The sequence below is a fragment of the Pseudolactococcus chungangensis CAU 28 = DSM 22330 genome, from assembly GCF_002441885.1.
Classification (GTDB): domain Bacteria; phylum Bacillota; class Bacilli; order Lactobacillales; family Streptococcaceae; genus Pseudolactococcus; species Pseudolactococcus chungangensis.
On sequence record NZ_JXJT01000001.1, the window covers coordinates 88,199 to 105,430 of the forward strand.

The 17,232-nt window shown below is 39.5% G+C and carries 16 protein-coding genes; 15 read left to right on the forward strand and 1 reads right to left on the reverse strand.

The genetic code is table 11. From position 1 onward, the window contains the following. The first annotated feature begins 676 nt into the window (after positions 1 to 676). The 10 genes from RR45_RS00445 to RR45_RS00490 all read left to right on the forward strand — a co-directional run bounded on the left by RR45_RS00445 (position 677) and on the right by RR45_RS00490 (position 8,926). Entirely contained in the window at positions 677 to 1,879 is a 1,203-nt protein-coding gene (locus tag RR45_RS00445; RefSeq protein WP_031366260.1) for an argininosuccinate synthase, read from the forward strand. Between the two features lie 407 nt (positions 1,880 to 2,286). After that, positions 2,287 to 3,684 carry an argininosuccinate lyase gene (gene argH / locus RR45_RS00450; protein ID WP_031366259.1) on the forward strand — a complete coding sequence of 466 codons (1,398 nt, stop codon included), beginning with the start codon at positions 2,287 to 2,289 and terminating at the stop codon, positions 3,682 to 3,684. Positions 3,685 to 3,791: 107 nt separating this feature from the next. Then, positions 3,792 to 4,151 carry a ribonuclease P protein component gene (gene rnpA, locus RR45_RS00455; protein WP_031366258.1) on the forward strand — a complete coding sequence of 120 codons (360 nt, stop codon included), beginning with the start codon at positions 3,792 to 3,794 and terminating at the stop codon, positions 4,149 to 4,151. A 209-nt stretch (positions 4,152 to 4,360) separates the two neighbouring features. After that, the gene (locus tag RR45_RS00460; RefSeq protein WP_031366257.1) at positions 4,361 to 5,173 is read left to right on the forward strand and encodes a YidC/Oxa1 family membrane protein insertase; all 813 of its coding nucleotides are present in this window, start codon (positions 4,361 to 4,363) and stop codon (positions 5,171 to 5,173) included. Between the two features lie 125 nt (positions 5,174 to 5,298). After that, on the forward strand, positions 5,299 to 6,195 hold the full coding sequence (gene jag, locus RR45_RS00465) for an RNA-binding cell elongation regulator Jag/EloR (protein WP_031366256.1): 897 nt from the start codon (positions 5,299 to 5,301) through the stop codon (positions 6,193 to 6,195). Between the two features lie 133 nt (positions 6,196 to 6,328). After that, positions 6,329 to 6,463 carry a 50S ribosomal protein L34 gene (gene rpmH, locus RR45_RS00470; RefSeq protein ID WP_003138207.1) on the forward strand — a complete coding sequence of 45 codons (135 nt, stop codon included), beginning with the start codon at positions 6,329 to 6,331 and terminating at the stop codon, positions 6,461 to 6,463. Between the two features lie 208 nt (positions 6,464 to 6,671). Beyond that, positions 6,672 to 7,592 carry an aldo/keto reductase gene (locus tag RR45_RS00475; RefSeq protein WP_031366255.1) on the forward strand — a complete coding sequence of 307 codons (921 nt, stop codon included), beginning with the start codon at positions 6,672 to 6,674 and terminating at the stop codon, positions 7,590 to 7,592. Positions 7,593 to 7,742: 150 nt separating this feature from the next. Further along, entirely contained in the window at positions 7,743 to 8,009 is a 267-nt protein-coding gene (locus RR45_RS00480) for an IreB family regulatory phosphoprotein (protein ID WP_031366254.1), read from the forward strand. After that, on the forward strand, positions 8,009 to 8,440 hold the full coding sequence (gene ruvX, locus RR45_RS00485) for a Holliday junction resolvase RuvX (RefSeq protein WP_031366253.1): 432 nt from the start codon (positions 8,009 to 8,011) through the stop codon (positions 8,438 to 8,440). Before RR45_RS00480 ends, ruvX begins: the two co-directional genes overlap by 1 nt. Positions 8,441 to 8,608: 168 nt before the next feature. Continuing rightward, entirely contained in the window at positions 8,609 to 8,926 is a 318-nt protein-coding gene (locus RR45_RS00490) for a DUF1292 domain-containing protein (protein WP_031366252.1), read from the forward strand. Positions 8,927 to 9,045: 119 nt separating this feature from the next. Here RR45_RS00490 and RR45_RS00495 read toward each other — a convergent pair whose 3' ends face one another. Beyond that, on the reverse strand, positions 9,046 to 10,299 hold the full coding sequence (locus tag RR45_RS00495; RefSeq protein WP_072353529.1) for an MFS transporter: 1,254 nt from the start codon (positions 10,297 to 10,299) through the stop codon (positions 9,046 to 9,048). Positions 10,300 to 10,531: 232 nt separating this feature from the next. On the opposite strand from RR45_RS00495, the gene RR45_RS00500 reads away from it, so the two are divergent. The 5 genes from RR45_RS00500 (at position 10,532) to gatA (ending at position 17,230) form a co-directional block, all read left to right on the forward strand. Continuing rightward, the gene (locus RR45_RS00500; protein WP_072353530.1) at positions 10,532 to 11,962 is read left to right on the forward strand and encodes an aminotransferase class I/II-fold pyridoxal phosphate-dependent enzyme; all 1,431 of its coding nucleotides are present in this window, start codon (positions 10,532 to 10,534) and stop codon (positions 11,960 to 11,962) included. Between the two features lie 106 nt (positions 11,963 to 12,068). Continuing rightward, positions 12,069 to 12,857, forward strand: a complete 789-nt coding sequence (codY, locus tag RR45_RS00505) for a GTP-sensing pleiotropic transcriptional regulator CodY (protein ID WP_031366250.1) — start codon at positions 12,069 to 12,071, stop codon at positions 12,855 to 12,857. Between the two features lie 420 nt (positions 12,858 to 13,277). Then, complete coding sequence (gene aspS / locus RR45_RS00510) at positions 13,278 to 15,041, forward strand: aspartate--tRNA ligase (protein ID WP_031366249.1); 1,764 nt, start codon at positions 13,278 to 13,280, stop codon at positions 15,039 to 15,041. 444 nt (positions 15,042 to 15,485) lie between these two features. After that, the gene (gene gatC / locus RR45_RS00515) at positions 15,486 to 15,779 is read left to right on the forward strand and encodes an Asp-tRNA(Asn)/Glu-tRNA(Gln) amidotransferase subunit GatC (RefSeq protein WP_031366248.1); all 294 of its coding nucleotides are present in this window, start codon (positions 15,486 to 15,488) and stop codon (positions 15,777 to 15,779) included. 2 nt (positions 15,780 to 15,781) lie between these two features. Further along, positions 15,782 to 17,230, forward strand: a complete 1,449-nt coding sequence (gatA, locus tag RR45_RS00520; RefSeq protein ID WP_031366247.1) for an Asp-tRNA(Asn)/Glu-tRNA(Gln) amidotransferase subunit GatA — start codon at positions 15,782 to 15,784, stop codon at positions 17,228 to 17,230. The last annotated feature ends 2 nt before the right edge of the window (positions 17,231 to 17,232 follow it).

Sequence of the window (17,232 nt, forward strand, 5' to 3'; positions counted from 1 at the left end):
AATAGGAAAAATGAACATATTCGATGATCAAAATGTAGTTATAGCGTGCGTTATTGTTGCTATTTTTTATTGTTACGCCTGACTGTATTTGAAAATTTATGAGGGGAATTTACTGCTAAATAAAGAGCTGCAAAATGTGAAGTGTTCTGAAAGTAGAAGATTTTCAACTTTTAAATAAAATAAATTGACGTGATAGAATAGAGCTGGCAACGCTAAATGAGATATGCGAATGTATGCCAGTATAAAATTCGCTATCATTTTATGTTTTTATTTGGCGGTATTTCGATTAATAAATTGATAATTGAATGAATAGATGTTAAAACGAAGAAAAGTAAGGCGAATTATGCTGTAACGATTACGGTTGATTTGACTAAAGCTGATAAAACTAAATTAGCTCAAATCTTTCTACCTATTGATTTTTCTAAAATAAAAGCCTAAAAAACTGCTGAAAAAGAACTGAGAAATTTACAGTTTAAAATTGAAAAATGACAGGACACTGTTAGTAGAGTAGCTTAATTTCCTGATTGATGAGCAATAGAAATCGCTTAATTGAGGCGATTTTAAATTATTATCAATAAAAATGAAAAAATATACAAAAAACCGCTTGACAAATGTATTTTTATGCAGTAAACTGTATATATAATCAAAAAAACAAAGAAATTGAGGACTTATACACATGGCAAAAGAAAAAATTGTACTCGCCTATTCAGGTGGTTTAGATACGTCAGTTGCAATCAAATGGCTCGTTGACGAAGGCTATGATGTCGTCGCTGCTTGTTTGGATGTTGGCGAAGGCAAAGACCTTGATTTCATCAAAGAAAAAGCCTTGACGGTTGGGGCTATTGAGTCATATGTTATCAATGCGAAAGAAGATTTCACGCATAACTATGTTGGTTACGCTATCAAAGGTAATCTCATGTATGAACAAAAATATCCACTCGTTTCAGCTTTGTCACGTCCATTGATTTCAAAAGCCTTGGTTGAAGTGGCGCGTGAAACAGGTGCAGCTGGGATTGCCCATGGCTGTACAGGTAAAGGCAATGACCAAGTGCGTTTTGAAGTGGCGATTCATTCACTTGCCCCTGACTTGAAAGTCTTAGCACCGGTTCGGGAATGGAAATGGTCTCGTGAGGCTGAAATCGAATATGCTAAAAATAATGGTATCCCTGTACCCGCAGACCTTGATAATCCATACTCAATTGACATGAACCTCTGGGGTCGTGCCATTGAGGCAGGCATTCTCGAAAATCCTTGGAACGAATGTCCAGAAGATGCTTTCTTCATGACAACGTCTATCGAAAATGCACCAAATGAAGCTGAATTCATCGAATTGACCTTTGAAAAAGGCATTCCTGTTGCGCTCAATGGTCAAACATTGCCCTTATATCAACTGATTAATGATGTCAATGTCATTGCGGGTAAACACGGCATCGGTCGGATTGACCATGTAGAAAATCGTTTGGTCGGCATTAAATCACGTGAAATCTACGAATGTCCAGGGGCGACTGTTATTCTCAAAGCCCATAAAGACATTGAAGATATTACTTTTGTTCGTGAAGTGTCACATTTCAAACCAGTGATTGAAAACGAACTCTCAAACACAATTTATAATGGGCTTTGGTTCAATCCAGCGACTGATGCGCTTAAAGCCTATATTGACAGCACACAAGAAGTTGTCAATGGGACAGTGAAAGTGAAACTTTATAAAGGCAATGCCATCTGTATCGGACGGAAATCACCTAATTCACTTTACGACGAGAACTTGGCAACTTATACAGCAGCTGATGAATTTGACCAAGATGCCGCAGTCGGTTTCATCAAACTTTGGGGACTACCATCACAAGTTAATGCGCAAGTTTGGGACAAGTTAAAAGGTTGAAGCGACTGTTTAGTTTCGTAGAAATTTAGGGATTTTCCGTAAGCGAACGAAGTTCGTGCGGAAAAATCATCTAATTTCCTAGAAACTAGGAGCTGAAACTGGATTAAAATTGATAAAGAAAAATAAGCCAGTCATCAAATAAACTAAGTCAGAGAACTGGATTTGAGACGTTATAACCAATAACGATTTCAGAGAGAATCATTGGTCAGGTTAAGAAATTCCGTGAGATTTCACCACATAGAAATTAAAAGTAATCAGAGAATTACAATTTCGCTTTAAAGCGCTAGACTAGGCGCTTTTTTGATATAATAAATTAAACCTGATAATGGTAGATTAAATTCTACTTTAACTAGAGTTACTAAAAAGCTGAGAATAGCGATCAATCTAGAAATAATGGAGACAAGACAATGGCAAAACTATGGGGCGGTAGATTTGAAGAAGGCCTAGATAAAAAAACAGAAGCCTTCGGGGCATCGATTACTTTTGATCAAAAAATGGCGCGTCAAGACCTAAAAGGTAGCCTTGCACATGTGACGATGCTTGCTTCAACAGGGATTTTAACAGCAGAGGAAGCTGAACAAATCAAGGCGGGCATTCAAAAAGTCGAAGCGAAATACGAAGCAGGCGAGATCGAATTTAAAATCGAAAACGAAGATATTCACATGAATATGGAAACTTATCTGCATGCAGAAATCGGACCAGTCGCAGGTAAACTTCACACGGCACGTTCACGTAATGACCAAGTCGCAACGGATATGCATCTATGGATGAAAGATACCTTATCAGAAACCATGGATAAATTGCAAAACTTACGTGACGTTATTGTGACCTTGGCGTCAGAGCATATTGAAACTATCATGCCTGGTTATACGCACTTGCAACATGCGCAGCCGATTTCATTCGGACACCATCTCATGGCCTATTATAGTATGTTAACACGCGATTTTGAGCGTTTTGCGTTTAATATGAAACATGCTGATATTTCGCCGCTAGGCGCGGCGGCACTAGCTGGAACGACTTTCCCCATTGACCGGAAAGAAACGGCGGCACTCATGGGCTTTAGCGACGTTTATGTGAACTCGATGGATGCGGTGAGTGACCGTGATTTCATCCTAGAATTTCTCAGCAATGCTAGCATTCTCATGATGCACCTGTCACGTTTTTGCGAGGAGCTGATCCTTTGGTGTAGCAATGAGTTCCAGTTTGTGACCTTGTCGGATGCCTTTTCAACTGGCTCATCCATCATGCCGCAGAAGAAAAATCCAGATATGGCTGAGTTAATACGTGGTAAATCTGGCCGTGTTTATGGCAATCTCTTTGGCTTGCTTACGGTCATGAAATCTCTACCTTTAGCCTATAACAAGGACTTGCAAGAGGACAAGGAGGGGATGTTTGACACAGCAGACACGATTTTGACCAGCCTTGATGTCATGGCAGGGATGCTGTCGACACTATCGGTCAATGAAACCGTTATGGCTGAGTCGACTGAAAAAGACTTCTCAAACGCCACAGAACTTGCTGACTACCTAGCTGCTAAAGGACTGCCTTTCCGCCAAGCGCATGAAATCGTCGGGGAAATGGTGCTAGAATGTACGAAGGCGGGGTATTATTTGCAAGATGTGTCATTGACACGCTACCAAGAAGTATCGCCCTTAATCGAAGCAGATATCTATGAAACTTTGAAGTCTCGGACTGCTGTTCAACGCCGCAATTCCTATGGTGGCACAGGCTTTGAACAAGTCAAGATGCAAATTGCTTTAGCGCAGGCTGATTTGAAACAGAAAGTTGATTCTGAAAAAGAATAACGTGTTAATTTATATCAAAATAAATGAGAAATGTACCCTTGAAATGGTGCATTTTTTGCATATTTATGGTAGAATTGGTTAGATAAATTACTGTAGGAGAATCTATTTTGGCAATCAAAAAAGCTTTACGAATTAAGAAAAAGAATGATTTCGATAAAATTTTTTCTGCCAGAAAATCAACGGCTAACAAGAAATTTGTGATCTACCAATTGCCTTCAAAAACGACACATTTTAGAGCAGCAATTTCAGTGAGCAAAAAATTAGGGAATGCGGTCACCAGAAATCGCGTCAAACGTCTCGTCCGTCATGCTTTAATACCACTTTCTGACAATTTATCACAAACTGACTTTGTGATTGTCTGCCGAAAAGGGGTGGAAACCTTGACTTTTGATGAAGTGCAGAAAAATTTAACACACGTCTTGAAGGTAGCAAAAATTTATCAGAAATCAGAGATATCATCAGTTTAGTTTTTAGAGTTTTAATGATACTCGTTCAAGTATCAAATCAAAACACAAGATTTTGAGATAGTTTTACCCAAATCAAGAAAAGCAGCCTAAAACGTAGAGCTATACGATAGGGATGATTGATGAAGAGTTGGCTGAAACTAGCCAAAAACTGTTTTGATTTTGTGCTTGTATGAGCGTCATGACAGCGTTAGGTATAGAAAAGGAAAATTGTGAAGAAAAAACTTAAATTAGTCGCCTTATCAGGTCTATCAGTCCTCGTTTTAACGGGCTGTGGTCGTACGGATATTACAGGACATTCAAGCGGTCTGTGGGAGCAATTCGTTTATGGCTTTGCCCAAATCATCCACTTTCTTTCATTTGGTGGTTTGGTCGGCCTAGGTATTATTTTATTCACCCTAATCATCAGAACGCTCTTATTACCTTTGATGCATATCCAAACAAAATCAACGCGTAAAATGCAAGAAGTGCAACCTGAATTGAAAAAAATTCAAGCACAATATCCAGGTAAAGATGCGGAAAGCAAACGCTTAGTTGCTGAGAAAACACAAGAACTTTATGCGGAAAATGGTGTGAATCCTTATATGGGATGTCTGCCATTATTGGTGCAAATGCCGATTCTCTGGGCTTTGTATCAGGCTATAACGCGTGTTGGTTTTCTGCGTGATGGGCATTTTCTTTGGTTTGATATTTCGGGTCATGACCCTTACTTTATCTTGCCAATCCTTGCCGCAGTATTCACCTTTGCTAGTTCATGGCTAACCATGAAAGCAGCGCCTGAAAAGAACGGTATGACAACTGCCATGACCTATGTGATGCCAGTACTTATCTTTGTGATGGGGGTTAGTGTTGCAGCCGGTGTGGCGCTTTACTGGACTGTGTCAAATGCTTACCAAGTTTTCCAAACCTTGCTTTTGAACAATCCGTTCAAACTACAAGAGGAACGTGTCGCCAAGGCGAATGCAGAAAAAAATAAAGAAAAAGCCCGTCAAAAAGCATTGGCAAAAGCTAAGAAGAAAAAATAAGCTAATTTTAGTGACTGGCGGCGTAGTTTGCTGTCAACGATAAAAAGAAATAAATCTATCCTAGATACATTTATCAACATCAAAGTAGTACTTAAGCAATACCTCATAAAGGAGTAGTTAAAGAAATGGCTATTTTTACAGGAAATACAGTAGATGAAGCGATTGAGCGTGGGTTGAAAAAACTTGGCATCAAACGTGAAAATGTCCATATTCAAATCGAGCAAAAAGATAAAAAAGGGTTCTTGGGCATTGGCAAAAAACGTGCCCGTGTTAATATTGATGCGATTCAGGAAGAAACTGTTCGTCAGGCTGACCGGCTAGCCACGCGTGGTTTAGATGCTGAATTTATAGCAGACTCGCCGAAAGTTCAATCCGCTATGGAAGCAACACTTGAGTTATCACAAGTTGTTAAGGCAGTTAAAGCAGCTGAAAAAGCAAGCACGGGTGATTTAAGCCAAGAAGATAAAGAGGCAATTATCGAAGAGGCTAAGAATGAAATTGCTGAAAGAAAATTAAGTGACCTTGAAGGCGATATCGCCCCCGCAGCAATGGCTGAGGAAATGACACACAGTCAGAATAAAGTGATTAAAGAAGTTTCAAAATACTTGACATTAATTACACAAGATATGGGTGTTCCAGCATCGGTTTCGGCTCAAAATGATGGCAGTTTGATTGTTTTCAATCTTAAATCATCGCAGGATGGTTTGTTAATTGGTAAACATGGTAAAATTTTACAGGCTTTACAAGTTTTGGCTAAAGCATACGCTAACAGCTTGACAGAAGAACGTGTCATTCTTGCGATTAATGTTGGCGATTATCATGAAAAGCGTAAGGTGTATATTACTAGCTTAGCGCATCATGCGGCAAAACGTGCACGTAATGGTGAAACAGTTTATATCAATGATTTACAAAGCAATGAACGTAAAATCGTCCATGCTATTATCTCACGTGAACCAGACGTTGCTAGCCGTTCTGTTGGTCGTGATAGTGGTCGATATATCGTGGTGACAAAAGAAAATTAAGATTATCTTGACAAATGCTTGTAAAAACGATAGAATATTAAGGTATGTTTAGTAACTGATCAAAAGCCTAGGCTAGACATAAGGTTGTTGGTTTACCAACAGTCAAAAATTCTGTACAGGAGGAAAAAACATTATGAAACGCACTTTTCAACCAAGTAAACGTAAACGTCAAAAAACACACGGTTTCCGTAAACGTATGTCTACTAAAAACGGCCGTCGCGTCGTTGCCAGCCGTCGTCGTAAAGGACGCGCAGTTTTGACTGCATAAAATACGATAAAAAGAACATAGATACTCGAGCCTATGTTCTTTTTTTATCGTCATTTTATCGGTGATAGCTAGTTATGAGTTAGTATTAAAACATAATGTGCTAAGAAAATGAATAGAATTAAAATGTATATAGTTTTTGTGGGCATAGTTGCTAAAATTTTGATACAATAGTACTGGAAACGATTACAAGGAAAGAAAGGCTCTTGCTATGAAAAAAATTAAAATTGCCAATACGGACATGACAGCTAGCCAACTTATTTTAGGGTGTATGCGCATTAATGAATCAGGTAAAAATCCTGTTGAAACGATTCAGACTGCATATGATCACGGCATTAACTTCTTTGATCATGCAGATATTTATGGTGCTGGGGAATGCGAAACAATTTTCTCCAAAGCTTTAAAAGAAACAAGCATTTCACGCTCGGATATTTATTTACAATCTAAAGTCGGGATTAAACCAGGGATTGCCTTTGACTTTTCAAAACAACATATCATCGAAGCGGTAGAGGGGTCATTGAAGAGATTAGACACAGATTATCTGGATGCCTTACTGTTACACCGCCCAGATACCTTGGTTGAGCCTGAAGAAGTTGCAGAAGCTTTTTCTCAGCTTGAAAAAGCGGGTAAGGTTCGTGCGTTCGGGGTATCCAATCAAAATCCTGGTCAAATTGAACTCTTGAAAACAGCGGTTAAACAGCCACTTAATATTAATCAGCTTCAATTCGGTCTTAAACACACGGGCATGATTGATGCTGGCATTAATGTTAATATGGAAAACCAAGCAAGTCTCGTTCGAGATGGTGGTATTCTGGAATATTCACGTATTCATGACATGACGATTCAAGCTTGGTCACCTTTCCAATATGGTTTCTTCGAAGGTGTCTTTGTTGGCAATGATGAAAAGTTCCCTGAACTCAATGCTAGATTACTAGAGCTTGCAGAGCAATATAAGGTGACACCATCTGGCATCGCTGTGGCCTTCATTAATCGCCATCCTGCTAAGTTTCAAACAGTTCTTGGTACAATGACGCCATCTCGTATTATTGAAGCGACAGAGGCTGCTGATATTGTGTTAACGCGTGAAGAATGGTATAGCTTATATATGGCAGCAGGTAATATCCTACCATAAGCCTTAAAATGCTAGAGATTTTCCGATATGTTGGAAAATGTCGGCATTTTCTTCATTTGTCTAGATAAATGAAGAGTATTGTTTGAATTTTTAGCAAAAATAACTTATAATGAAACTAACTCAATAAATGACAGAAGTGAGGTGACAGATATGAGTTTTACAGATGAAACGGTACGTTTCGAGTTTGATGACTCGAGCAAAAAAGAAATTGGCGAGACACTTGTCAGTGTCTACAAGTCTCTCGGCGAAAAAGGCTACAACCCGATTAACCAAATGGTCGGTTATGTGTTATCAGGCGATCCAGCTTATATCCCGCGCCACAACGATGCTAGAAACAAAATCCGTCGTTTTGACCGAGATGATATCGTTGAAGAATTGATTAAAAATTACCTCAAGGATCAAGGTGTGTCACTTTGATGCAACGTTTAATGGGGCTAGACGTCGGTAGTGTAACTGTCGGCGTGGCCGTAAGCGACTTGCTAGGCTATACAGCTCAGCCTGTTGAGACGATTCGGATTAACGAGTCAAAAGCAGATTATGGGTTTGAGCGTTTAGCAGAACTTGTCAAAGACTATGAACCTGCAAAATTTGTCTTAGGTTTGCCTAAACACATGAACAATGATGAAGGTATTAGGGCACAAGCCAGCCGTCATTATGGTGATTTGTTGTTCGAAAAATTTGGTATTCCAGTTGATTACCAAGATGAGCGACTCACGACAGCCCAAGCAGAGAAAATTTTAATTCAAGGGCACACACGTCGAGAAAATCGCAAAAAATATATTGATAAATTGGCGGCTGTGTTGATTTTACAGAATTATCTCGATAGCCACACTTTAGGGCATCTCTAAAAATTCAGTTTTGCCCAAATTACCCATTTTTCCGATATTCATCGTCTACCTTCTCATCCCATGAACCACATGGACTTCGTTGGTATCTTTGATAATCGAAAATGGAATCGTTTGTTCTAAAAGCGATTTTTTGAGATACCCTTTATAAACTAGATTACGGAGTAAATAATGACTGAACATACACATCATCATGACCATGAGCATGAGCAAGAATTTATCACTTTGATTGATGATCATGGAAATGAGACTTTGTTTGAAATTCTTTTGACAATTGATGGTCAAGAAGAATTTGGTAAAAACTATGTCTTAGTTGTACCAGCTGGTGCGGAAGAAGACGAAAACGGTGAAGTTGAAATTCAAGCATACGCTTATACACAAAATGAAGATGGTACTGAGGGTGACCTCTTGCCAATCCCAGAAGATTCTGATGAAGAATGGGATATGATTGAAGAAGTTTTCAATACATTTGTAGAGGAACAAGACTAAAGCAACAGCAAAAACTCTGAAAGTGGACTTATCTGATGTTAAATCAGGATGGTCTGTCTTTCAGAGTTTTTAAGTTGTACTTTTGCATCGTTAAAGTCAGGACTGCGAAATGTTCATCATCAGTCGTTGTCAAGAATATCGTCAGCTGCATCAGTCATGATGACCATGTGATCAAGAGCCTTGACTTCAGGTAATAGCATGCTTACGATATTGCCGATAAAAATGCTGACTCCTGCAATAATCAGAAGTGGTGGGATACCGATGGTTTCAGCAAGTGGTGCCGCAAAAATCAGGCCAATTGGACTTGCCATGGAGGCCATGGCTTGCGCAATACCCATAATGCGTCCAGTTTGTTTAGCAGGGAAAGCCTGTTGAACGATCGACATAAAGAGGCCGTTTGCTGCCATGAAACCGACGCCGCCAGGGAGTTGTAAGGCGATAAAAAGCCAAAGTCCATGGCGATTGTCAGGTAAGAATCCCATGAGTGTGAAAGCGAGACCTGCCAGATAATACCACACGACACCAATTGTCAGTCGGCGTTTAGTCGTGGCAAAAAGGCCGATGAGGAGTCCACCCAGAAGGGAACCGATGGACCAACAAACTTCAACGATAGAGGCATCTGAAATACTACCATGAAAATAAGTGGTCGTAATCAAGGGGTAGAGTGAGAAAGCAGGCCAAGCAAACATACCAATCAAGGTAGTAATGATTAAGAAGTTAAAGATACCTTTATGATGTCGAACGAGTTTAAAACCCGCCACTAATTCGTGAAAATAGGTGTTTTGCTTACCAAGGTGATCAAAACTAGGAATTTGTGTCATTACTACTGTAATTGTCGCAATAATAGCACCAGCGACATCAACTAGCATGATTTGAGAAATGGGTAGCGAGCCGTAAAAAAATGCGCCAATAGCTGGTGTGATAATCATTGAGGCGCTATTAAATGCACCGTTGAGCCCGCTGACTTTAGGTACAAATGTTTCTGGAACGAGTGTCGGGATAATGGATTGCGTTGTTGGTGTCTGAATGGCACCTGAAAAACTTCTGATGAACATAGCGACACCTAACAACCAAAAAGGCAGTGGACCACCCTGTCCATAAATTGCTAGGATAATTGCAGCAAGTGCAACAATCCAATCACCTGACAGTAAGAGAATTTTCTTATTCATGCGATCAATTAGTGGACCGACTAAGGGGCCAATAATGATGCCAGGAATAAATGCAATTAGCATATACATGGCAAGTAACGTTGGACTTTTAGAGCGATCGGTCAAATACCAAATCAAGGCATATTGCGCAATCATGCTTGTGAAAAAGGACAATTGTTGACCCACAAAAAGTGTAAAAAAATTCTTTTTCCATTTTGTCTTCATATACTTTTAATTTTATCAAAATTTTGATAAGACGGAAATACCTTTGATGATTTAAGTTGAAAAGTTTGTATATAGATGAAACGAGATGAAAAAGATCAGATGCGTCAGGATGGATCTTACTAACATGTTTTATCCGATGGCAAAAATGTTCTGAATTATCGGAATCTAGCTTGACAAATAACTCTGGAAGTAGTAAACTAACGTTAGTTTATAGTAAGCTAACGAGGTGCATATGACAATTAAAGATAAACTAACGACACTGCGAGAAAAATCTGGCTTTAGTCAAGCAGAGGTCGCGAGAAAAATCGGCGTTTCGAAGCCAACATATTGGGCTTGGGAGAAAGGGAATGCTAAGCCTAAGGCGGAAAGTCTTAAAAAACTGGCAGCATTGTATGACATAAATTTGGATGAACTGATGGAAAAAACTAACGAGAAAGTAGCGACACATATGACAACTTTTGAAAAATCCGATAAACTTGATGATGTTGCTTATGATATTCGGGGACCAGTTTTAGATGAAGCGAATCGTATGCGCGCTAATGGCGAGAAAATTTTGCGTCTTAATACAGGCAATCCAGCCGAATTCGGCTTTACAGCTCCAGATGAAGTGATTCGTGATTTAATCATGAATGCGCGTGATAGTGAAGGATATTCAGACAGTAAGGGTATCTTTAGCGCGCGTAAAGCCATTATGCAGTATTGTCAAGTGTTAGGTTTTCCAAATGTTGATGTTGATGATATTTATACTGGTAATGGTGTGAGTGAACTCATTTCTATGTCTATGAATGGCCTATTGAATACTGGAGACGAAGTTCTAGTGCCAATGCCTGACTATCCCCTTTGGACTGCGTCAATTAGCTTGGCTGGTGGTCATGCTGTGCATTATTTATGTGATGAGTCAGCGGAATGGTATCCTGACATTGCAGATATCAAGTCAAAGATTACGTCAAATACGAAGGCGATTGTCATTATTAATCCAAATAATCCGACAGGTGCTGTGTATCCTCGAGAGGTCTTGTTAGATATCGTTGAAGTGGCACGTCAGAATGATTTGATTATCTTCTCGGATGAGATCTATGATCGCATTATTATGGATGGTATCAAACACGTACCGATTGCGACTTTAGCACCAGATTTATTTGTCGTGACGATGAATGGTTTGTCTAAATCACATCGAGTGGCTGGTTTTCGTGTTGGCTGGATGGTGTTGTCTGGTGATAAAAGACGTGCCCAAGGCTATATTGAAGGTTTGAATATGTTAGCCAATATGCGGCTATGTTCGAATGTTCTGGCGCAGCAGGTCATCCAAACATCATTAGGTGGTACGCAGTCTGTTGATGAGCTATTGTTACCTGGTGGTCGTATCTATGAGCAACGCGAATTCATCTATAAGGCTATGAATGAAATCCCAGGAATTTCAGCAGTGAAACCTAAAGCTGCCTTCTATATTTTCCCTAAGATTGATACAAGGATGTACAATATTCATGACGATGAGCAGTTTGTTTTAGATTTTCTGAAACAAGAAAAAGTCATGTTGGTTCATGGTCGTGGTTTTAACTGGAAAGATCCAGATCATTTTCGGATTGTTTATATGCCACGTGTTGATGAATTGGCACAAATTCAAGAGAAAATGACACGATTTTTATCTAAATATCGTCAGTAAATTGTTTTAAAATAGAAAACAATAAATAATTTTCTGAATATTGTTGTATTTCTGATTTGTTATTGTTATAATAAAGCTATAGAATCTTTTTAAAAATAGGAGAAGTATGACTACTTTATTAGAAAAAACAAGAAGAATTACGGCGATTTTGCAAGAAGGGCTTAACAACTCTAGCGAAGAATTACCGTATAACGGCCTATCGGAACGTTTATCAGCGGTAATTGATTGTAACTCTGTTGTCATTGATGGCAAGGGGGTTGTGCTTGGCTATGCCATGCCATATAAAACAAACAATGACCGTGTTGAGGCGATGTTTGATAAACGCAAATTATCAGATGAGTATGTTCAAGTCGCATCACGTACTTATGACACTGAGGCTAACTTGCCTGCAGATGCGATGTTGTCACTTTATCCTCAAGAAGTTATCAAAGATCATCCTGATGGTAAAACGACAGTTGCGCCAATTTATGGTAGTGGCTTGCGTTTAGGGACATTTATCATCTGGCGTAATGAAGAAGCGTTTAGTGATGATGACCTTGTCTTGGTTGAATTGGCAACGACGGTTATTGGTATTCAGTTATCAAATCTTCAAATCGAAAAGATGGAAGAGAATATCCGTAAAGCCGCAGCTGTTAATATGGCTGTTAGCACGCTCTCTTATTCTGAAATGAAGGCCGTTAAAGCAATCCTTGAAGAATTAGGTGGCATTGAAGGTCGTTTGACAGCCTCTGTGATTGCTGATAAAATTGGTATTACACGTTCAGTAATTGTGAATGCTCTTCGTAAACTTGAGTCAGCAGGGATTATTGAATCTCGCTCGCTTGGTATGAAGGGAACTTACCTTAAAGTTGTTAATTCAGGTATTTATGAAAAACTTGAAGGTCGTAACTTTTAAGGTTGTTGAGTTAATGAATTTTTAAAAAATAGCAGTAATTTTAATATAAATCAGTTGAGAGAGCGCCTGTTGCTGAGAATGGCGCCTGATGTTTAAGATGAAGAACACTATTTTGATGCAATTGAATAAAACTAGTAAAGGCTATTGTGCTCTAAATTTTGATTTTGGCGCAGTGGCGAATTAAGGTGGCACCACGAATTTCGTCCTTTTCTGACGATATTTGGGGTGCTATTTTTGTTAAGTTTTCTGTCGCGAAACTGTTAAGTCAGTGGTCTAGTGTCTATCGGTTCTAAGAAAAATACCGTTGAGCTAAGGTCAGACACCATTGACACAAATAACTAAATAATTCTAAATTTTAAGATATATCAATGTATACCTATGGTAAAATAGGTTAAGTACGATAATAAGTAGAGGAAAAATATGAGAACAAAAACGATTGAGACAATTTTGAAACAAGGCGAAACCGTGACGGTAAAGGGGTGGGTAAACTCACGTCGTGACCATGGTGGTGTCATTTTTATTGATTTACGGGACTTTTCTGGTCTTTTGCAAGTCGTGATTCAGCCTGAAAATGTGGCTAATTTTTCGGCAGCTGAACATTTGCGTGATGAGTATGCCATTTCAGTCACAGGGAACATTCGCCAACGTGGTGAGGGGCTTGCTAACCCTAATTTGGCGACGGGGCAAATCGAATTGGTCGCAGCTGAGCTTGCGATTTTAAATGCATCTCAGCCTTTGCCAATTTCACTTAATGAAAGCAATAAATCAAGCGAAGATTTACGTTTGAAATATCGTTATTTGGATTTGCGTCGCCCTAAAATGCAAGAAACCTTGAAAAAACGTGCTAAATACCTATCATTTATTCGTCGTTTCATGGAAGATCAAGACTTTTTAGAAGTGCAAACGCCGATTTTGGCTAATTCTTCACCAGAAGGAGCACGTGATTTCTTAATTCCAAGTCGTATCCATTCTGGTAAATTCTATGCCTTGCCACAAGCACCGCAACAGTTTAAACAGTTGCTTATGGTCGGTGGGATTGATAAATACTATCAAATTGCACCATGTTTCCGTGATGAAGATCCGCGTGCTGATAGACTTTATGGCGATTTCTACCAGCTTGATTTGGAGCGCGCATTCGTAGAGGACGGCGAAGAAATTCGTTCAGAGATGGAAGTTTTAATTCAGAATCTGGTTAAAGATTTTGCTGGTAAAGCGCTTGTCTCAGAAGATATTCCGCGTATTTCTTATGAAGATGCTATGAACATCTATGGTAGCGATAAGCCTGACTTGCGCTTTGATATGACTTTGGTTGACTTGGATGAAACACTTGCGACAACTGAATTTGCTGTCTTTAAAAATGCTAAAAAAGTCAAAGCGATTTGTGTTAAAGGTGCTGCTAGCCTGTCACGCTCACAAATTGATAATTTCACTGAAATCGCTAAAAAAGAAGGTGCTGGCGGTTTGGCTTATTTGACTTATGTCGATGGGGGCATCAAATCACCGATTGCTAAATTCTTGACAGAGGCTGAATTAGCTGAAATTACAGCCAAAACGGGTGCTGAAGATGGCGATATCGTTTTCTTTGGTGCGGGTAAACCTGCCATTGTAAACCGTGTACTCGGCCGGATGCGTAATGAATTTGCGGATTTCTATGACCTCAAAGATAAAAATAAAGTAGCACTTTGCTGGGTTGTTGATTTTCCATTTTACGAATACGATGAACAAAATCGCAAAGTTGACTTTGGTCATAACCCCTTCTCATTGCCAAAAGGTGGTGTTCAAACACTTGAAGCAGCGAAAACAGATGCTGATAAGTTGGCGATCAAGGCAGATCAGTATGACATGGTCATGAATGGTTATGAAATTTGTTCAGGTGCTGTTCGTAATTACAATCCAGAAGTGATGTATAAAGCCTTTGAAGTGATTGGCTATGACAAGTACTTTGTTGAGCAAAAATTTGGTGCCATGTTAGAAGCCTTTAAATTTGGTGCGCCACCACATGCTGGCTGTGCCTTTGGCCTTGAACGTATCTTCATGGTCTTGACTGGTGAAGAGAACATCCGCGAAGTTGTTGCCTTTCCGAAAAGTGCGGCTGGCGTTGACCTGATGATGGATTCACCGAGTGATGTTGACCCTAAACAATTAAATGAATTGAAATTAGTTTTGGATATTGATTTTGACTAAACCTGTCAAAAATTGATATAATAGACTCAATTAATCAAATAAAACGAACATTTTGGGCTATTTTTCGTCACTTTATCGTTGATAAGCCTTGCCGTACATCTATGCGTCTTTGCTTTATCGTATCTGACATTGAAGTTGTCGTTTTAGCGACTTACGGAAGAGCTATGGGCAATGTGACTTGGCGGTTTTGGTATTGGCACTTAGCGCATTACGTACCTGCTATGTACAGTAGACTTGATTTTTGAAAGAATCTTAGTCGCTGGATTACCGCTTAGCCTTTGACCGAATTAGCAAAAACAGTTCAAAAATTTGTTCCTTTTCTTTAGTTAAATGACTATAAAACATGACATTATACGGATATTTCTAGAATTGCACCGGAAGGTGTCACACTAAATTTTTAGGGATGCCCCGAGGTTTGATTCCCGAAAAAAAGAGGAGAAATCAATGGAAATCACAAAAGATGACGTAAAACACGTCGCGGATTTGTCAAAATTAGCCTTTGATGAAGCAGAAACTGCTGAATTTGCTGGCACATTGACAAAAATCGTTGATATGTTTATGAAATTAGAAGAAGTAGATACAACAGGTGTACCGTTTACATCAAATGTAGCAGATAATATCAATGCGTGGCGTGAAGACGTTGCGGTTGCAGGCTGGAACCGTGATGAATTGTTCCAAAACGTGCCAGAAGCTGAAGATGGTTTTATTAAAGTACCCGCAATTATGGAGGACAACTAAGCATGACAACGATTAAAGCACTCCATGACAAATTGGTCAATAAAGAAATCTCAGCAGTTGAGCTTGCCAAAGCAACACTGAAAGATATCAAAGATCGTGAAGGTAAAGTTGATAGCTTTATCACGATTACAGAAGATGAGGCACTTGCACAAGCTGCTGCCATCGACGAGCGTGGAATTGACGCATCAAACCCAGTTTCTGGGATTCCGATTGCGGTTAAAGACAATATCTCAACTAAAGGGATTTTGACAACAGCAGCATCAAAAATGCTCTATAATTATGAGCCTATTTTCGACGCAACTTCTGTAGAAAAACTATATGCTAACGACATGATTATCGTTGGTAAAACTAACATGGATGAGTTTGCCATGGGTGGCTCAACTGAAAACTCAGCTTTCAAACCAACCAAAAATGCTTGGGATGAAACAAAAGTACCTGGTGGTTCATCAGGCGGCTCTGCGACAGCTGTTGCAGCTAACCAAGTTTTGCTCTCACTAGGTTCTGATACAGGTGGCTCAATCCGTCAACCCGCATCATTTAATGGTGTGGTTGGTCTCAAACCAACTTATGGACGCATTTCACGTTTCGGTCTGATTGCCTTTGGCTCATCACTTGATCAGATTGGACCATTTTCACAAAACGTTGAAGATAATGCCCTCTTACTCAATGCTGTTTCAGGTTACGATCCAAAAGATTCAACCTCGTCAAAAGTTGCAGTCCCTGATTTTACGTCTAAAATTGGTCAAGATGTCAAAGGCTTAAAGATTGCCTTACCAAAAGAATATTTAGGCGAAGGGATTGATCCTCAGGTAAAAGAACAAGTCTTAGCTGCAGCTAAACATTTTGAAAAGCTTGGTGCGATTGTTGAAGAAGTGAGCTTGCCACATAGCAAATATGGCGTGGCTGTTTACTACATCATCGCCTCATCAGAAGCCAGCTCAAACTTGCAACGTTTTGACGGTATCCGTTATGGTTTCCGTGCAGAAGATGCGGTTGATTTAGAAGATATCTATGTGAAAACACGCTCACAAGGTTTCGGTGAAGAAGTGAAACGTCGGATCATGCTTGGAACATTTAGTTTGTCTTCAGGTTACTATGATGCTTACTTCAAAAAAGCTGGACAAGTTCGGACTTTGATCATGCAAGACTTCCAAAAAGTTTTTGAAAACTATGATCTCATCATTGGTCCAACAGCACCGACTGTTGCCTATGATTTAGATACACAAGGTCATGATCCAGTTGCCATGTATTTGGCTGACTTGTTGACTATTCCAGTCAATTTGGCAGGGTTACCGGGGATTTCAATTCCTGCTGGTCAAGTTGACGGTCTACCTGTTGGCTTGCAAATCATTGGTAAAGCCTTTGACGAAACAACGATTTACCAAGCAGCAGCAGCCTTTGAAGCAACGACAGATTTCCATAAAAATAAGCCAGTCATTTTTGGTGCCTAAAT